The organism is Achromobacter spanius (assembly GCF_003994415.1).
Classification (GTDB): domain Bacteria; phylum Pseudomonadota; class Gammaproteobacteria; order Burkholderiales; family Burkholderiaceae_B; genus Achromobacter; species Achromobacter spanius_C.
This window is the reverse complement of sequence record NZ_CP034689.1, coordinates 4,853,811-4,871,103: the sequence shown is the minus strand read 5'-3', so window position 1 is coordinate 4,871,103 and position 17,293 is coordinate 4,853,811. Positions and strand designations below refer to the sequence as shown.

Here is a 17,293-nt window from a genome sequence, read left to right as displayed (position 1 = left end):
TAGCTCAGAATTTTGCTTCCCCGCGATGACAGGTAGAAAACTTGTGCTATAGTCTCGCTCCTTCGCAGTTCAGGCAGTTTTTGAACCGCGAAGCCAGGAGTAGCGCAACAGGCCAACAAGCAGGCGATCCGCAAGGAAACCTACCCGGCCTGCCGCAAAGCCACCAGTAGATAGATGTCTGGCAGCCAAGCGGTAATTGCAAGGATTGCAGCAAATCAGGCAAAAGCCAGTTGCGCAAATTGCAAAAATCGTGCTAAAGTCTTGGGCTTGGCTGGTGATGGCGATTCAGGGTTTACCCGAATCAATATTGCAAGCCACCTGAAGTGATGACTGACCTCTGGTTTTCAGAGCCAAAGCAAAGCGAAAGCGAGCGGCGGGGTTGCAAGATGGGATGCAAATTAGGCAAGAGCCGGTTGCATAATCTGCAAAAGTCGTGTTATAGTCTCAGGCTTGGCAGTTGCCGAAAACTTAGGGTTAACCCGGATGGGTGTTCTGATGTTTCGATAACTGCTAAGAGAGGGTGACCTGAAGAGGTCGCAAGCAAGAAGGCGGTGACGCGAAAGCGAACGAAGCTGACTTGACAAGCGATAAAAACTTCTTCATAATCTCGCCTCTCTGCTGCTGAAAACAGCGAGCAACGCAAGGCGAAAGCCGCAGCGAAGCTGGCAAGTTTGGTAGGTAGCAGCAAGCAGTTGGTAGTACAGAATTTAGCAGTACCGCTCTTTAACAATTAAACAACCGATAAGTGTGGGCGCTTGATGCGATGCACTGTGATTCAGGTCTGGGGTCAAACCTTGGCTTGCTTCACAAGCACAATGAAATCAAGTGCTCACTAGAAGTGAAGTACCTTAGACGTCAAGTTTAAGAACATACCTCACTTCCTTTGAGTAGCGACGTATGACCTGGTTCGAATTTATTCGGACCAAGAATACGAAACAAATACAGAGATTAAACTGAAGAGTTTGATCCTGGCTCAGATTGAACGCTAGCGGGATGCCTTACACATGCAAGTCGAACGGCAGCACGGACTTCGGTCTGGTGGCGAGTGGCGAACGGGTGAGTAATGTATCGGAACGTGCCTAGTAGCGGGGGATAACTACGCGAAAGCGTAGCTAATACCGCATACGCCCTACGGGGGAAAGCAGGGGATCGCAAGACCTTGCACTATTAGAGCGGCCGATATCGGATTAGCTAGTTGGTGGGGTAACGGCTCACCAAGGCGACGATCCGTAGCTGGTTTGAGAGGACGACCAGCCACACTGGGACTGAGACACGGCCCAGACTCCTACGGGAGGCAGCAGTGGGGAATTTTGGACAATGGGGGAAACCCTGATCCAGCCATCCCGCGTGTGCGATGAAGGCCTTCGGGTTGTAAAGCACTTTTGGCAGGAAAGAAACGTCATGGGCTAATACCCCGTGAAACTGACGGTACCTGCAGAATAAGCACCGGCTAACTACGTGCCAGCAGCCGCGGTAATACGTAGGGTGCAAGCGTTAATCGGAATTACTGGGCGTAAAGCGTGCGCAGGCGGTTCGGAAAGAAAGATGTGAAATCCCAGAGCTTAACTTTGGAACTGCATTTTTAACTACCGAGCTAGAGTGTGTCAGAGGGAGGTGGAATTCCGCGTGTAGCAGTGAAATGCGTAGATATGCGGAGGAACACCGATGGCGAAGGCAGCCTCCTGGGATAACACTGACGCTCATGCACGAAAGCGTGGGGAGCAAACAGGATTAGATACCCTGGTAGTCCACGCCCTAAACGATGTCAACTAGCTGTTGGGGCCTTCGGGCCTTGGTAGCGCAGCTAACGCGTGAAGTTGACCGCCTGGGGAGTACGGTCGCAAGATTAAAACTCAAAGGAATTGACGGGGACCCGCACAAGCGGTGGATGATGTGGATTAATTCGATGCAACGCGAAAAACCTTACCTACCCTTGACATGTCTGGAATTCCGAAGAGATTTGGAAGTGCTCGCAAGAGAACCGGAACACAGGTGCTGCATGGCTGTCGTCAGCTCGTGTCGTGAGATGTTGGGTTAAGTCCCGCAACGAGCGCAACCCTTGTCATTAGTTGCTACGAAAGGGCACTCTAATGAGACTGCCGGTGACAAACCGGAGGAAGGTGGGGATGACGTCAAGTCCTCATGGCCCTTATGGGTAGGGCTTCACACGTCATACAATGGTCGGGACAGAGGGTCGCCAACCCGCGAGGGGGAGCCAATCCCAGAAACCCGATCGTAGTCCGGATCGCAGTCTGCAACTCGACTGCGTGAAGTCGGAATCGCTAGTAATCGCGGATCAGCATGTCGCGGTGAATACGTTCCCGGGTCTTGTACACACCGCCCGTCACACCATGGGAGTGGGTTTTACCAGAAGTAGTTAGCCTAACCGTAAGGGGGGCGATTACCACGGTAGGATTCATGACTGGGGTGAAGTCGTAACAAGGTAGCCGTATCGGAAGGTGCGGCTGGATCACCTCCTTTCAGAGCTTAAGTGCTCGTGTTAAGCGTCCACTCTTATCGGTTGTTTTTTGTAGCTGGGGTCAATATTGATTGGCCCGGCGTAGAAGTTAACGCATAGCGCTGCTTGCAGCGCTATGCGTTGGGTTTTACTCAACAGCTATATTCGTTCTTTAACAATCTGGAAGAAGCACAACGAAATGTACTTATTAAGTACTTGGCGCAAGCCGAGGAAGATAAGTACGGGTTGTGATTGCATTATTTTGTTCCAAGTTCTCAAGACTGGGGTGAATAACCTCAGACTGCTTTGAAACTTATGAACGGCACAAACGCTAATACTCAGGTCCTATAGCCTACAGCGTTATAGGATCAAGCGACTAAGTGCATATGGTGGATGCCTTGGCGATCACAGGCGATGAAGGACGTAGTAGCCTGCGAAAAGCTACGGGGAGCTGGCAAACAAGCTTTGATCCGTAGATATCCGAATGGGGAAACCCACCGCAGCAATGCGGTATCCCTAGCTGAATACATAGGCTAGTGGAAGCGAACCGGGTGAACTGAAACATCTCAGTAGCTCGAGGAAAAGAAATCAACCGAGATTCCGAAAGTAGTGGCGAGCGAAATCGGAAGAGCCTTTACGTTTTAGCACGCAAGATAGTCGAACGGAATGGAAAGTCCGGCCGTAGCAGGTGATAGCCCTGTAGATGAAATCTTGTGTGTGGAACTAAGCGTAAGACAAGTAGGGCGGGACACGTGAAATCCTGTTTGAAGATGGGGGGACCATCCTCCAAGGCTAAATACTCGTGATCGACCGATAGTGAACCAGTACCGTGAGGGAAAGGCGAAAAGAACCCCGGAAGGGGAGTGAAATAGATCCTGAAACCGTATGCATACAAACAGTAGGAGCCTCCTTGTGGGGTGACTGCGTACCTTTTGTATAATGGGTCAGCGACTTACATTCAGTGGCAAGGTTAACCGAATAGGGAAGCCGTAGCGAAAGCGAGTCCGAATAGGGCGATTCAGTCGCTGGGTGTAGACCCGAAACCAGATGATCTATCCATGGCCAGGTTGAAGGCACGGTAACACGTGCTGGAGGACCGAACCCACTAATGTTGAAAAATTAGGGGATGAGCTGTGGATAGGGGTGAAAGGCTAAACAAATCTGGAAATAGCTGGTTCTCTCCGAAAACTATTTAGGTAGTGCCTCAAGTATTACTGCGGGGGGTAGAGCACTGTTATAGCTAGGGGGTCATGGCGACTTACCAAACTATGGCAAACTCCGAATACCCGCAAGTACAGCTTGGGAGACAGAGCACCGGGTGCTAACGTCCGGACTCAAGAGGGAAACAACCCAGACCGCCAGCTAAGGTCCCGAATTATCGCTAAGTGGGAAACGAAGTGGGAAGGCATAGACAGTCAGGAGGTTGGCTTAGAAGCAGCCATCCTTTAAAGAAAGCGTAATAGCTCACTGATCGAGTCGTCCTGCGCGGAAGATGTAACGGGGCTAAGCGATAAACCGAAGCTGCGGGTGTGCACTTTTAGTGCACGCGGTAGGAGAGCGTTCTGTAAGCCTGCGAAGGTGGCTTGTAAAGGCTGCTGGAGGTATCAGAAGTGCGAATGCTGACATGAGTAGCGATAAAGGGGGTGAAAAGCCCCCTCGCCGTAAGTCCAAGGTTTCCTGCGCAACGTTCATCGGCGCAGGGTGAGTCGGCCCCTAAGGCGAGGCAGAGATGCGTAGCTGATGGGAAACTGGTTAATATTCCAGTACCGTCGTACAGTGCGATGGGGGGACGGATCGCGGAAGATCATCAGGGTGTTGGATGTCCCTGTTGCTGTATCGAAGATGGCGCTTAGGCAAATCCGGGCGCGTAAATCAAGGGTATGGCACGAGCGAGCATTGCTTGCGAAGTGATTGGAAGTGGTTCCAAGAAAAGCCTCTAAGCTTCAGCTGTACGAGACCGTACCGCAAACCGACACAGGTGGACGGGATGAATATTCCAAGGCGCTTGAGAGAACTCAGGAGAAGGAACTCGGCAAATTGATACCGTAACTTCGGGAGAAGGTATACCCCGGTAGTGTGAAGCGCCTGCGCGCTTAGCATGATGGGGTCGCAGAGAATCGGTGGCTGCGACTGTTTATTAAAAACACAGCACTCTGCAAAGACGAAAGTCGACGTATAGGGTGTGACGCCTGCCCGGTGCCGGAAGGTTAAGTGATGGGGTGCAAGCTCTTGATCGAAGCCCCGGTAAACGGCGGCCGTAACTATAACGGTCCTAAGGTAGCGAAATTCCTTGTCGGGTAAGTTCCGACCTGCACGAATGGCGTAACGATGGCCACACTGTCTCCTCCTGAGACTCAGCGAAGTTGAAGTGTTTGTGATGATGCAATCTACCCGCGGCTAGACGGAAAGACCCCATGAACCTTTACTGTAGCTTTGCATTGATCTGTGAACCGGCCTGTGTAGGATAGGTGGGAGGCTTTGAAGCGTGGTCGCTAGATCACGTGGAGCCATCCTTGAAATACCACCCTGGTTTGTTTGCGGTTCTAACCTTGGTCCGTTATCCGGATCGGGGACAGTGCATGGTGGGCAGTTTGACTGGGGCGGTCTCCTCCCAAAGTGTAACGGAGGAGTTCGAAGGTACGCTAGGTACGGTCGGAAATCGTGCTGATAGTGCAATGGCATAAGCGTGCTTGACTGTGAGACTGACAAGTCGAACAGGTGCGAAAGCAGGACATAGTGATCCGGTGGTTCTGAATGGAAGGGCCATCGCTCAACGGATAAAAGGTACTCTGGGGATAACAGGCTGATACCGCCCAAGAGTTCATATCGACGGCGGTGTTTGGCACCTCGATGTCGGCTCATCTCATCCTGGGGCTGTAGCCGGTCCCAAGGGTATGGCTGTTCGCCATTTAAAGAGGTACGTGAGCTGGGTTTAAAACGTCGTGAGACAGTTTGGTCCCTATCTGCCGTGGGCGTTGGATACTTGACGGAGCCTGCTCCTAGTACGAGAGGACCGGAGTGGACGTACCTCTGGTGTACCGGTTGTCATGCCAATGGCATTGCCGGGTAGCTAAGTACGGAAGAGATAACCGCTGAAGGCATCTAAGCGGGAAACTCGTCTGAAGATTAGGTATCCCGGGGACTTGATCCCCCTAAAGAGTCGTTCGAGACCAGGACGTTGATAGGTCGGGTGTGGAAGCGCAGTAATGCGTTAAGCTAACCGATACTAATTGCTCGTGAGGCTTGATCCTATAACACTGATGGTTATGACCTGGTGATATAGCGTTCCAAGTGTCGTTCAATACAAAATCTGGCTGCCCCGTCAGCAGCCAGCCAACACCAATTACATACCCCTTGTGCGTGACCATCGAGCTTGCCTCTGGTCACCCACACGTTGTGTTTCTTCCAAGATTGGAGCCGTTGCGCTAACCCGCAGCCGCTCAACCCGTTACGCCTGACGACCATAGCAAGGTGGTACCACTCCTTCCCATCCCGAACAGGACAGTGAAACGCCTTCGCGCCGATGATAGTGGACGGACGTCTGTGAAAGTAGGTCATCGTCAGGCTTTTATTGCGCAAAACCCCACAGGTAATCCTGTGGGGTTTTGTTTTTGGGGTTATGTTTTTATGTTCTGCCTGTAGATTTTATCTTTGCAGCACTGATGAATTGGAAAACGCCTCGCGGCTGATGCCGCGAGGCGTTTTTGTTTGATGCGCGCTTAAAAAATTAAAATCTGACGCTAAGGCAATTGGCGGCGCAGCGCTTGGAAGAACAACTCCGATTGCAGGCGTTCGCCTTGGATCTGCGCTGCGACTTTGGCGGCCAGGCCGGCGTTTACCGGCTTGAGCGCACGGCCGGTGGATTGGGCCAACACCTGTGCCGCACAGGCGCGTTCCAGGAAAAAGAGATCGTCGTAGGCGTAGTCCAAGCGTTCTCCGCACACCACGACTCCGTGATTGGCAAGAAATACGATGTCGGCACCCTGCATGGCATGCGCGATGCGTTCGCCTTCGCTGACGTCCAACGCCAGCCCGTTGTAGTTTTCGTCGATGGCCAGACGGCCATGGAAACGCATGGCGTTCTGCGAGAGGGTGGTGTCCAGACCACGATCGGAAGTGAGCGTTAGCGCCGTGGCGTAGGGCATGTGCGTGTGCAAGACACAGGTTTTACCCGCAATACGGTGTATGGCGGCGTGGATGAACATGGCCGTGGGCTCGACGGCGTGCCGGCCCGCAAGTCTGTTGCCTTGGGCGTCGATCAATACGATGTCATCGGCTTGGACTTCGCTCCACATGAGACCACGCGGATTCAGCAGGAAATGGTCCGGGTCGCCAGGCAATGCCACGCTGAAATGGTTGCAGACCCCCTCACCCAAACCGTGGGCCGCCGCCGCGCGTAGCGCCAGTGCCAGATCAGCTCGGAGCGCTGCCACGGGTTCAGCGTGAAAGAGTGCGTCGGCAAAATGGGGATCTTGGTTCATGTTTACCTTCAATCTAAGGTTCGGTTATTGGGCAAGAGGAAAAGACGGCCGGTAGCGGACGACCGGTAGCGGACGGCCGGTAGCGCCGGTATCGCACGCTCGGTATTGGGCGATCGGCATCGACTGCCACAGGCCATCACGGCGTGTCATAGCCAACCGGCGTTCCGGAACAGATCGGGCACGCGGTCCAACGTCGGTACGGTAGCGTCCGGAAGATAGTCCGGCAAGCGTTGACGACCTGTACCACGGTCGATCCAGACGCATCGGAATCCAATGTCGCGCGCGGCGGCATGGTCCAGATGCGGACTGGCGCAAATATGCACCACGTCGTCCGCCGTCACGCCCAGGCTGTTGTAAGCATGGGCGAAAATCTTGCCAGACGGTTTGTAGGCGCCGGCTTGTTCCGCGGTGATGACGCGATCAATATGTCCGCCCAACTGGGCGACGTTGCCCGCAATGATCTGATCGTCTGTGTTCGAGATGATGCATAGCCGAAAGCCCGCCTGTTTCAGCACGGACAATGTGTCCACGACTTCGGGAAAAGGAGGCATGGCCGAGATACTGTCTATCAGCATGTTGGCGTCTTCCGGACGGTAGGTCAGCCCAAGCTCCTGCATGGTCAGGCGCAGCGCCTCGCGGGCGATATCCGCAAAGTTGCGATGAGGCGGCGTGCGTTCAAGGCGATGCTCGTGCTGGTCGTAGATATTCAGAAAATTCGCCGGAGTGGGCAAAGCGCGTTCTTGCGGATTGGAGGCGAGGATGCGGCTGACCGCGGCGTGCAGGCCCTCGTCCCACTGGATGAGGGTGCCGTAGCAGTCAAAGGTGAGCCACTGCGGGCGGGGACGTTGGTTCAGCGGCATTGCGGTGTCCTTATCGAGATGAGTGGGCAGTTAGAGGCTTGAATAGGCAGCTTAGAACTCACACCGCAAAGTCGTAAAATTAATAATCAGACTCCACTTAGTTGATCTTCAACTATCAAACTCCATGCTCGATCTGGAACTCTTACGTACGTTGGTATGCGTTGCCGATGAAGGCAGCTTTACGCGCGCGGCAAGTCGCGTGCATCGTACCCAGTCGACGGTCAGCCAGCAGGTGCGCAAGCTTGAGCAGACCATGGGCAAGACGCTATTGCTGCGGGACCGCGCGGGCGGCAACGTGGTCGCGACCGAGGACGGCGAACTGATGTTGGCTTACGCTCGCCGCCTGCTGGCAATGGCCGACGAGGCAGAACTGGCGTTGACGGCGCCACGCGCGTTGCGCGTGCTGCGCCTGGGTATCCCAGAGGATTTCGACGTGGTCCGGCTGACGGCTCTGTTGGTGAGGTTTGCGGCCAGCCATCCCGAGGTACGCCTGGAAACGGCCAGCGGCATGAGCGCCGACTTGCGCGGGCGCTTGGGGGCAGGGGATCTGGACGTGGCCTTGATCAAGCGCGAGCCGGGCGATGGCCCTTGTCTGGCCGCCTGGCCGGAGCGCTTGGTCTGGGTGGGCAACAAAGAGCATCTGAGGGGCGTTGCCACGGTGCCGCTGGTGATGTTTCCGCAGGGCTGCATTTATCGCAAGCGCATGATCTATGCCTTGGAAACTGCGGGCCGATCCTGGCATGCCGCCTACCACAGCCATAGCCTGGCCGGGGTGCAGGCGGCTGTGGCGGCGGGGCTGGGCGTGAGCCTGCTGCCCGCATTTGCCCAATTGGCGTCGCACGATGTGTTGGGCGCCGAGGATGGGTTCGCTGCGGTTCCCCCGACCGAACTGGCGATCGTCAGCAACCAGCGCGCGCCTGGTGAAATTGAGCGGCAATTGGTGGCGGCGGTAAGCCAGGCCGTGGAGGCCGATGCGCAGACTTCGTTCGCTGCCTGATCCTTGCGGGCGTTCAGTTCAGATCGCCGTCCACGTAGTACCACTGCCCACCTTCACGCACGAAGCGGCTGACTTCGTGCAGGCGATGCGCGCGTCCGGCTTGGCGACTGCGTGCGACAAATTCCACGGTAGCGTGGTCGGCGTCCTGGTCGCGCGCTTGTTTGATGGATAGCCGTAGCCATTTCAGGTCAGGCGGATTGGGTTCCAGCGTGGCGGGCCGAGTGGTGGGATGCCAGCTGGCCAAAAGATAGGGTAGCTTGTCGAGCACGAAAGCGCTGTAGCGCGATCGCATGAGCGCTTCGGCGGTGGGCGCCTGCATGGCCAGCGGGCCGTCGTGCCAACGGCCGCAGCAACGGGAATAGATTACGCCTCCGCAGGGGCAGGGCGCGGTTTCGGGAGAGGGTGCGGATTTCTTTGTCACGGCGTGCCAGAAGACGGGAATCAGGCCCGCAGGTCGTTGTATTCGGGGTGGCGGCGCATGTAGACCTCGGCATACGAGCACACGGGGCGCACTTTCCAGCCTTTGGCCTGCGCGGTTTCCAGTGCGACTTTGGTCAATTCCGCGGCGATGCCGCGTCCACCGACCGGGCTTGGGACGCCTGTGTGAACAATAACCATGGCGTCGCCTTGCAACTGGTAGTCCAGCACGCACAGCACGCCATCGACCGTGGCGGTGAAACGGGATTGGCCGGGTTCATGGGTGACTTCGGTCATTCAATAAACTCCTTGTAAGCAGGCGCTTGGGCTTATCGGCGCAGGGCCTTGATCAGCGCGGTGAGCTGGGCGTCGCGTGTTTCCACGAGATCGGCAATGCTGCGGTGCCCGGCCTCGGCGTTGACGCCGTCGATCAGTTTGCGCTGCAGCGCTGGCGTGACCTCGGGTGCGCCCAGGTCGTCCCACCAGGTTTGCACGGGGCCCAGAAGATGGTGCATGAAATGCGCAAGGCCACCCGCGCCACCGCCCAGATTAAAGGTCATATGCGGACCAAACAATGCCCAGCGCAGGCCCGGGCCCTGCGAGACGGCCGCATCGATATCCGCGACGCTGGCCACGTTTTCCGCGGCAAGGTGGATGGCTTCACGCCAGATGGCGGCTTGCAGCCGGTTGGCGATATGCCCCGGCACTTCCTTGTTCAGGCGAATGGGATGCTTGCCCATGGCCTTGTAGAACGCAATGCTTCGGTCGATGACGTCAGCCGAGGTTTTGTCGCCGCCCACCACTTCCACCAGCGGAATCAGATGCGGCGGGTTGAAGGGGTGGCCGATGACAAAGCGCTCGGGATGCTGGCAACGGGATTGCAGCCTGCTCATGATGAGGCCCGACGAACTGGATGCCACGATGACATGGGAAGGCAGCATCGCATCCATGCGCGCGAAGAGGTCGATCTTGAAGTCTTCGCGTTCGGGCGCGTTCTCCTGCACAAAGTCCACGTTGGCCAGCGCCTGGGCCAGATCCGGCTCGAATCGCAAAGCCCGGGGCGAGGCGCCTTCGGTGATGTGTCCCAATTCAAGCAGCACGGGCCACGCGGCTTGTACTCGGGCCCGTGTTTGCGCTTCGGCATCGGCGGCGGGGTCGCTGACCACCACTTCCATGCCGCGCGCCAGGAACAGCGCCGCCCAACTGGCGCCGATCGTGCCCGCGCCAACGATGGCGATACGGCGAATGGACCGTTGCGGCGCGGCGGTGTGGGACATGCGGCTCTCCTGGGTCTAGGGTTCGGCCACATTGTGAAGCAAACGCCGGGCGCCTGCATACCACCGGTCACATATTGTGCGTGCTGCGCAGGTGCCGCCAGACCAACACAACCGCGCCCACGTAGCTGGCCGCGATCACGCAATACGCCAGGGACAGGCTTGCATTCCAATCGGGCAAGGCATGCAGGATGGTGCCCATTACGGCCACGCCCACCAAGGCGCCGGACTGGCGGTTGGCGTTCAACGCCGCCGCCGCGCTATTGGCATGGTGCTTGCCTGAAACCTGCATGACGACGCTGGTCATCGCGGGCACGGCGATTCCCACGCCCAGGTTGGCCAGCGCCACCACAACCGCAAACGGCCAATACGCCATGTGGGGCGAGAACACGACGATGCCGGCGGCGCTCATGGCCGCCGCCAGCGACAAGCCGCCCAACAGCGAGGCCGACACGGTCCAGCGGGCGGAAACGCGCGCCGAAATCATATTGCCGATCGAGAACACCGCCAGCATCGGCACCAACTGGATACCGGTTTGAAGTGCGTCGGTTCCCCGGGCGTGTTGCAGGAACAGGCTAAGCAGAAACAGTTGGCCGTAGGCGGCCAGATTGATCAGAAACCCCACGCCATTGGCGGCGGCGAAATGCGCAGTGGTGAACAGGGCTCGCGGCAGGATGGGCTCGACGTGGCGGCGTTCGCGCCGCACCAGCAGTACAAGCGCCACGGCGCACAGCGCGGCGACGCCGGCAATGCGGGCGGATGTCCAGCCATAAGCGTTGCCCTGGATCAGCACGAAGCAAAGTGAGGACAGCGCAATCACGCCCAGCAGGTGGCTCAAGGGGTTCAGCGCGCGGGGCCGGCGTGGCGCGCTCTGGATGCGCCGGCGGGCAAGCCACAGGCCCACCAGGCCAAGCGGGATGTTGATGAGGAAAATGCCGCGCCAGCCGAATTGGTGGATCAGGACGCCGCCCATCAAGGGGCCGGCCGCACCCGCCACCGCCACGATGGCGGACCAGGCGGCAAGCATGCGGGTGCGCACCTGTTCGTCTTCATAGGCGTGTGTGAGCAAGCTCAGTGAACTTGGCATGAACAAGGCGGCGCCCAGGCCCTGCAGCATGCGCGCGGCGATCAGCGTGTTGGCGTTTGGCGCCAGGCCGCATAGCAAGGAGGCCAGGGTGAACACGGCCAGCCCTGCCAGATAGATGGTTTTGGCGCCGTATCGGTCGGCCAGCGCGCCGGCCACCAGCAGCAAGGCGGCAAAGGTCAGCGTATAGCCGTCCACAATCCAGACCAGGTCAGTCAGCGGGACGACGAACTGCAAGGCGATGCTGGGCAGCGCAACATTGACCACCGTAACGTCCAGCATCGCCATGACAAAGCCGATGGCCAGGGTGACAAGCGGCAGCCAGCCAGTCAGGGGCTTGCCGTCAATGGTGGGGCGCGGGACTTGCGGGCTGGCGGCGGTGGGGCAGGGGGCTTGCGGGCAGGCGGTGGTCATGAAGGGTGACGATTGCGGCATGTTGAGGAAGGCAGCTTAGGGCTTTTCGCTGGTGCAAAAAAGCCGAATAATTGCTTTGTTGTGATGCGAAAATGCATCACGATATTCGGCATGGACCACAGGGACGGGTGCGATGGATTGGGACAACGCCAGAATATTCCTGGCTATTTATCGGGTTGGTACGCTGCGCGGGGCGGCGGCCTTGTTGCAGATTGACCAGGCAACGGCGGGACGGCGTCTGGCCGCGCTGGAAGCCTCGTTGGACGCGCGGTTGTTCCTGCGCACGCCGACCGGGTATGTGCCCACGGCGGCGGGCGAACTGGCTTTTGCGGCCGCGCAACGCATGGAGCAGGCGGCCGACCAGTTGCAGCGGCAGATGCAGGGGCTGGATCACCGCTTGTCCGGGGTGGTGCGCGTGGCCGCATCCGAAACGGTGGCTAGCTACTTCGTCATGGAGGCCGTGCGCCGGCTGCATGCCCAGCATCCCGACATAAGAGTGGCGCTGTCGGCATCCATCCAGATCAGCAACCTGACACGCCGCGAGGCGGACTTGGCCATCCGCAACATCAAGCCGGACAATCCCGACCTGATCCAGCGCCATCTGGCCCGCAAGGAAGTGGGGCTATATGCGTCGCGCGCCTACCTTGCCGCGCATGGCGAACCCCGGCCGGGCACGGCGTTCGCCGGCCATACGCTGGTGACCTACCAGCAGGCGGTGCTGCCGGGATGGTCCGATACGTTTTGCGGTGAACCCACGGGCAACGGCCGTATCGCCATCGAACTGAATTCGGGGCTGATGATCATCGCGGCGGTGGCGGCGGGGCTGGGTATCGGTGAATTGCCCACGCACATGGCGCCGGATTATCCCGACCTGGTGCGCATCTGGCCCAACCGCAGCGAGCCTTACGATTTGTGGCTGGTGATGCATGGCGACCTGAACCGCACCGCGCGCGTGCGAGCCGTGGCGGACGCGATTGTCGAGGTGTTCGAAGAGGACAAATAGCGGCACGCCAGTGGTAAGCGGTGGCTTGTGGACGGGCGCGACTGGCGCTAAGGTTTGCTTGGCCCGAAATAACCACGATCTCAGGAGTGACGCGTGTCCGATCTTTGGCGTTTGTCCGCGGTTGAGCTTGCCTCCCGCATCCGTAACCGCGACGTGTCCGCCGTCGAGGCCGCGCAAAGTGCACTGGACCGGCTCAATGCCGTGAACCCCGCGCTGAACGCCGTCGTGGACCACCGTCCTGACGAGGTCATGGCGCGGGCTTCCGACGTGGATGCGCAGCTTGCGCGCGGCGAAGATCCTGGCGTGCTGGCGGGGGTACCCGTTACCGTCAAGGTCAACGTCGATCAGGCGGGCCATGCCACCACCAATGGCGTGAATCTGCAAAAAGACCTGATCGCCGCCACGAACAGCCCTGTCGTCGACAACCTCTTGCGGGCTGGCGCCGTCATCCTGGGCCGCACCAACACCCCGGCGTTTTCCCTGCGTTGGTTCACCGGCAATGCGCTGCATGGCGATACCCACAACCCGCGCAATGCGGCACTGACGCCGGGAGGCTCGTCGGGCGGCGCGGCGTCGGCGGTGGCGGCGGGCATCGGCCACCTGGCTCATGGCACCGACATTGCCGGGTCCATCCGCTACCCGGCCTACGCCTGCGGCGTGCACGGCTTGCGTCCGTCGCTTGGCCGCGTGGCGGCTTACAACGCGGCGCTGCCCGAACGCTCCATCGGCGGACAACTGACGGCGGTGTCCGGACCCTTGGGCCGCACCATTGCCGACGTGCGCCTGGGGCTTGCCGTGCTGGCCGCCCCCGACCCGCGCGACCCGTGGTGGGTGCCGGCTCCGCTGGTGGGGCCGGACGTGCCGCGCCGGGCCGCGCTGTGCTTGAACCCTGATGGCATGGACACCGAACCCGCGGTCGTCAAGGCATTACAGGAGGCCGCGCGTCGCCTGACCGAAGCCGGCTGGACGGTGGATACGCTGGAGGCGGTGCCTCCCATGCAGGAAGCGGCCGACCTTCAGGTGCGGATGTGGATGGCTGACGGCTATGACGCCATGGTGGCAGCCGCGGAAAAAGAGGGCGACCAAGGGGCGTTGGTCGCGTTGCGCGGCCAGCGCGACAAGGCGGCCGACGCCAATCTGAATAATTTTTCCGCCGTGTTGACGCGCCGGGCAACGTTGACCCGCATGTGGGAAGTGTTCCTGGCCGACTACCCCATCCTGTTGTTGCCGGTATCGGCTGAACTGCCGTTTCCGGACAAGCTTGATTTACAAGGCGACGCCGCGTACGCCCGCGTGTGGCGCGCTCAAATGACGCAGATCGGCGTGCCCTTCATGGGCTTGCCCGGCTTGTCGGTGGCAATGGGTCAAGCCATGAGCAGCGTGGGTCCAAGCCCGGTCGGCGTGCAGATCGTGGCGGGCCGCTATCGCGAAGACTTGTGCCTGGCCGCTGGCGAAATCATCGAAGCGGGCGGCGACCCCGTCACCATCGCCGACCCCGTGGCACGCTGAGTCACCAGGGGCCTGCCCTGTGCGGATGGGGCGGCGCGGCAAGGCTTGCTGGCGCCGCGCGCCTATCCGCTACGTGCCAAAGCGCACGCGCAAGACGCCCAGATCGCCGTAGACCAGTTCGATGTCCTGATGCGCGGGCACGTCCAGGAATCCGGCGTAAGAACCGGTGATGACGTGCTGGCCGGCGGACAGGCCCAGGCCTTGTTCACGCAGGAAGTTGGCCAGCCAGTACAGCCCTGCCTTGGGATGGTCGTTGGGATGGAGGCCGGGGTGTTGCTCGACCTCGCGGCCGTTGATCGACAAGGTCAGTGTCATGCTGGCCGGGGCGGCATCCGGCGAGGCTAGGCGGGGGCCCAGCACCAGGCCGTCATTGAACATATGGTCGGCAAGCAATTCAGGCAGGCTGGCGTGTTCCGGCGCCGCGTAGCGGCAGCCCAGCACTTCAAGCGCCAAGCGGGCGCTGCCCACGGCGGCATCTATCTCGGCGTCGGTGTAAGGGGTGTCGCGGGCGGGCAGGTCGTGGGCAAGCTCAAACGCAATTTCGGGTTCTACCCGCACAACGTCCGTGCGCGTGGCAATCGGGCCCGCGTCGGTGTAGGCAGTGCCGGATGCATAAATGGGCGCCACCACGGTTTTTTCTGGCGACGGCAGCGCGCTCTTCCAGGCCGCAATGCGATCCTGCCGCGTGGCTTGCAGCCAGTGCGCGGTGCGCTGCTGAACGGCAAAGGCCTGTGCCAGCGATTGTGGCCGGCAGTCGGCGGGCAAGCGTGGGCCCGCCACACCGGCGTCGCGCGCCGCGATCAGGATGCGGGCGGCTTGCTCGCTGCCGGGATAGTCTTCAATGCGGATCTGCATGGGATCAGCTTCCCAGGAACAGCATGATCCACAGGACGATCATTGCAATCAGCCCGAGCCAGCACGAACCCCAGAAACCGACAATGGGCCACTTCAGCGACAGCGGCGTTTTTTTGGGATCGACGTGGCCCAGCAAGTCGTTGGCGTTGCCGATCAGCCAGAAGCGCGTGCCGGGAAACATCAGCCGAAAAAAATAGTCCAGCATGATGGCGGCCTGGATCGACAGCGGGTACTGCTTCCATGGGCGATGCTGCAAGTACGGATGCTTCAGCGTGGCGTTGATTTCTTTGCACTTGAAGAAGAACAAGACGATGCCGCTGAGCGTGCAAGTGATGAAGCAAAGCACGAATAGGCTGAAGGCCATGGCCATGACAGGTGAATGCATGGGGGGATCTCAAGATTGCGCGGCGCGCCGCGTTGGGATGATAAGAAGGCAGAGCAGAAAATGCAGGCCGTATTGTAGAAGGCTTGGCGCCGCCGCGTGTTCAGGGCTGCGTCAGCCCTGGCGTGCGCGGCGGGGAGCGCGCCCCGTGGGGCTTAGCCGCGCACCTGACCTTCGCCGTTCAGTACCCACTTTAGCGTGGTCAAGCCTTCCAGGCCCACGGGGCCGCGCGCGTGCAGGCGGTTGGTGGAGATACCGATTTCTGCGCCCAGCCCATATTCGAAGCCGTCCGCGAAGCAGGTCGGCAGGTTGACATAGACCGAACTGGAATCCACTTCGCGTTGGAAGCGTTGCGCGGCCGACAAGTCTTCGGTGACGATGGCGTCGGTGTGGCCCGAGCCCCAGCGTGCGATGTGCTCGATGGCGTCGTCCAGCGTGTCCACGATGCGTACCGCCAGGATGGGGCCCAGGTATTCGGTGCCCCAGTCGGCTTCGGTGGCCGGCGTAATGTGGGGCAGCAAGGCCAGCGTGCGCGGGCAGCCGCGCAGCTCCACGCCGTGTTCGATCAAGGCCGCCGCAAGCGTCGGCAAAATGGAAACGGCCGCAACCGCGTCGACCAACAGTGTTTCCATGGCGCCGCAGATGCCATAGCGGTAGGTCTTGGCGTTGAACGCGATGGTGTGCGCCTTGTCCGGGTCGGCTGCCGCGTCGATGTAGACGTGGCAGTTGCCGTCCAGATGCTTGATCAGGGGCACGCGGGCTTCTTGCGACAGGCGCGCGATCAGGCCCTTGCCGCCGCGCGGCACGATCACGTCGATATGCTCGGTCATGGTGATCAGCTTGCCAACGGCAGCGCGGTCGGCGGTGGCCACGACCTGCACGGCTTGCGGCGGCAAGCCGGCAGCTGCCAAGCCGGTCTGGACCACGCGGCCCAAGGCAATGTTCGAGTGCAGCGCTTCGCTGCCGCCGCGCAGGATGGCGGCATTGCCCGATTTCAGGCACAGCGCCGCCGCGTCGATCGTGACGTTGGGCCGCGATTCGTAAATGATGCCGATGACGCCCAGCGGCACGCGCATCTGGGCCACGCGCATGCCGTTGGGGCGCACGGTGGTGGCGGTGATGCTGCCGATGGGGTCGGGCAGGGCGGCGATCTGGCGCAAGCCTTCGGCCATGTGGGCAAGCGTTTTGTCCGACAGCGTCAGGCGGTCGAGCAGGGCCGGTTCCAGGCCGTTGGCGCGGGCGGCGGACACGTCTTTTTCGTTGGCGGCTTTCAGCTCGTCGTGGCTGGCGGCCAGGGCGTCAGCCATTGCCAGCAGCGCCTTGTTCTTCGCGGCGCTATTGGCGCGCATCATGGCGCGCGAGGCGCGCCGGGCGTTTTCGCCCAAGGTAAGCATGGCGTGTTCGATGGAGGACGAGGACATGGCGGCGTCAATCATGGAGTGTTTGGGGGCAGCTTCGGGTGGCGGTGTGGCGGCCACCTGAAAGCCAGGGGTCCAGGGGATTCAGTGTATCTCCGGCCGCGAGGCCGGACATCGGGAGCAAAGCAAGAAGGGCAAAGC

General features: G+C 59.9%; 12 protein-coding genes and 3 rRNA genes. 6 read left to right on the top strand and 9 right to left on the bottom strand.

Annotated elements, in window-relative coordinates:
- Window positions 1-950 precede the first annotated feature (950 nt).
- The 3 genes from ELS24_RS22245 (at window position 951) to rrf (ending at window position 6,024) form a co-directional block, all read left to right on the top strand.
- Window positions 951-2,481, top strand: a 16S ribosomal RNA gene (locus ELS24_RS22245).
- Between the two features lie 343 nt (window positions 2,482-2,824).
- Window positions 2,825-5,709 (top strand): 23S ribosomal RNA (locus ELS24_RS22240).
- Window positions 5,710-5,911: 202 nt separating this feature from the next.
- Window positions 5,912-6,024, top strand: a 5S ribosomal RNA gene (rrf, locus tag ELS24_RS22235).
- The 16S, 23S and 5S rRNA genes sit together here, the layout of an rRNA operon.
- Before the next feature lie 174 nt (window positions 6,025-6,198).
- On the opposite strand, the gene ELS24_RS22230 is transcribed toward rrf, so the two are convergent.
- Complete coding sequence (locus ELS24_RS22230) at window positions 6,199-6,939, bottom strand: aldolase (protein ID WP_127185402.1); 741 nt, start codon at window positions 6,937-6,939, stop codon at window positions 6,199-6,201.
- A gap of 146 nt (window positions 6,940-7,085) precedes the next feature.
- Window positions 7,086-7,799 (bottom strand): haloacid dehalogenase type II, encoded by a 714-nt coding sequence (locus tag ELS24_RS22225; protein WP_127185401.1) that lies wholly within the window; start codon window positions 7,797-7,799, stop codon window positions 7,086-7,088.
- 124 nt (window positions 7,800-7,923) lie between these two features.
- On the opposite strand from ELS24_RS22225, the gene ELS24_RS22220 reads away from it, so the two are divergent.
- Window positions 7,924-8,796, top strand: coding sequence for a LysR substrate-binding domain-containing protein (locus tag ELS24_RS22220; protein WP_127185400.1), 873 nt, complete (start codon window positions 7,924-7,926; stop codon window positions 8,794-8,796).
- A 13-nt stretch (window positions 8,797-8,809) separates the two neighbouring features.
- Here ELS24_RS22220 and ELS24_RS22215 read toward each other — a convergent pair whose 3' ends face one another.
- From ELS24_RS22215 to ELS24_RS22200, 4 genes are all read right to left on the bottom strand, one after another.
- Window positions 8,810-9,217, bottom strand: a complete 408-nt coding sequence (locus ELS24_RS22215) for a YchJ family metal-binding protein (protein WP_164741285.1) — start codon at window positions 9,215-9,217, stop codon at window positions 8,810-8,812.
- A 20-nt stretch (window positions 9,218-9,237) separates the two neighbouring features.
- Window positions 9,238-9,510, bottom strand: a complete 273-nt coding sequence (locus tag ELS24_RS22210) for a GNAT family N-acetyltransferase (protein WP_050447700.1) — start codon at window positions 9,508-9,510, stop codon at window positions 9,238-9,240.
- 32 nt (window positions 9,511-9,542) lie between these two features.
- On the bottom strand, window positions 9,543-10,490 hold the full coding sequence (locus ELS24_RS22205; RefSeq protein ID WP_127185398.1) for a 3-hydroxyacyl-CoA dehydrogenase NAD-binding domain-containing protein: 948 nt from the start codon (window positions 10,488-10,490) through the stop codon (window positions 9,543-9,545).
- 67 nt (window positions 10,491-10,557) lie between these two features.
- The gene (locus tag ELS24_RS22200; protein ID WP_164741284.1) at window positions 10,558-11,985 is read right to left on the bottom strand and encodes an MFS transporter; all 1,428 of its coding nucleotides are present in this window, start codon (window positions 11,983-11,985) and stop codon (window positions 10,558-10,560) included.
- Window positions 11,986-12,118: 133 nt separating this feature from the next.
- Between ELS24_RS22200 and ELS24_RS22195 the strand changes: the two genes are divergently transcribed.
- Window positions 12,119-12,988 carry a LysR family transcriptional regulator gene (locus ELS24_RS22195; protein WP_050447703.1) on the top strand — a complete coding sequence of 290 codons (870 nt, stop codon included), beginning with the start codon at window positions 12,119-12,121 and terminating at the stop codon, window positions 12,986-12,988.
- Window positions 12,989-13,081: 93 nt separating this feature from the next.
- Entirely contained in the window at window positions 13,082-14,497 is a 1,416-nt protein-coding gene (locus ELS24_RS22190; RefSeq protein WP_127185397.1) for an amidase family protein, read from the top strand.
- Window positions 14,498-14,566: 69 nt separating this feature from the next.
- Here the strand turns inward: ELS24_RS22190 and ELS24_RS22185 are convergent, their stop codons facing one another.
- The 3 genes from ELS24_RS22185 to ELS24_RS22175 form a co-directional block, all read right to left on the bottom strand.
- Entirely contained in the window at window positions 14,567-15,352 is a 786-nt protein-coding gene (locus ELS24_RS22185; protein ID WP_127185396.1) for a 2-keto-4-pentenoate hydratase, read from the bottom strand.
- A gap of 4 nt (window positions 15,353-15,356) precedes the next feature.
- Window positions 15,357-15,737: a hypothetical protein gene (locus ELS24_RS22180; RefSeq protein WP_198158181.1), complete on the bottom strand. Its 381-nt coding sequence runs from the start codon at window positions 15,735-15,737 to the stop codon at window positions 15,357-15,359.
- 152 nt (window positions 15,738-15,889) lie between these two features.
- Window positions 15,890-17,170 (bottom strand): glutamate-5-semialdehyde dehydrogenase, encoded by a 1,281-nt coding sequence (locus ELS24_RS22175; protein ID WP_050447802.1) that lies wholly within the window; start codon window positions 17,168-17,170, stop codon window positions 15,890-15,892.
- Window positions 17,171-17,293: the final 123 nt, after the last annotated feature.

Coding starts and splice junctions, on each gene's coding strand:
- ELS24_RS22205 (WP_127185398.1), bottom strand. CDS start 10,490: ATGTCCCACACCGCCGCGCCGCAACGGTCCATTCGCCGTATCGCCATC.
- ELS24_RS22175 (WP_050447802.1), bottom strand. CDS start 17,170: ATGATTGACGCCGCCATGTCCTCGTCCTCCATCGAACACGCCATGCTT.
- ELS24_RS22195 (WP_050447703.1), top strand. CDS start 12,119: ATGGATTGGGACAACGCCAGAATATTCCTGGCTATTTATCGGGTTGGT.
- ELS24_RS22220 (WP_127185400.1), top strand. CDS start 7,924: ATGCTCGATCTGGAACTCTTACGTACGTTGGTATGCGTTGCCGATGAA.
- ELS24_RS22230 (WP_127185402.1), bottom strand. CDS start 6,939: ATGAACCAAGATCCCCATTTTGCCGACGCACTCTTTCACGCTGAACCC.
- ELS24_RS22225 (WP_127185401.1), bottom strand. CDS start 7,799: ATGCCGCTGAACCAACGTCCCCGCCCGCAGTGGCTCACCTTTGACTGC.
- ELS24_RS22180 (WP_198158181.1), bottom strand. CDS start 15,737: ATGCATTCACCTGTCATGGCCATGGCCTTCAGCCTATTCGTGCTTTGC.
- ELS24_RS22210 (WP_050447700.1), bottom strand. CDS start 9,510: ATGACCGAAGTCACCCATGAACCCGGCCAATCCCGTTTCACCGCCACG.
- ELS24_RS22200 (WP_164741284.1), bottom strand. CDS start 11,985: ATGACCACCGCCTGCCCGCAAGCCCCCTGCCCCACCGCCGCCAGCCCG.
- ELS24_RS22185 (WP_127185396.1), bottom strand. CDS start 15,352: ATGCAGATCCGCATTGAAGACTATCCCGGCAGCGAGCAAGCCGCCCGC.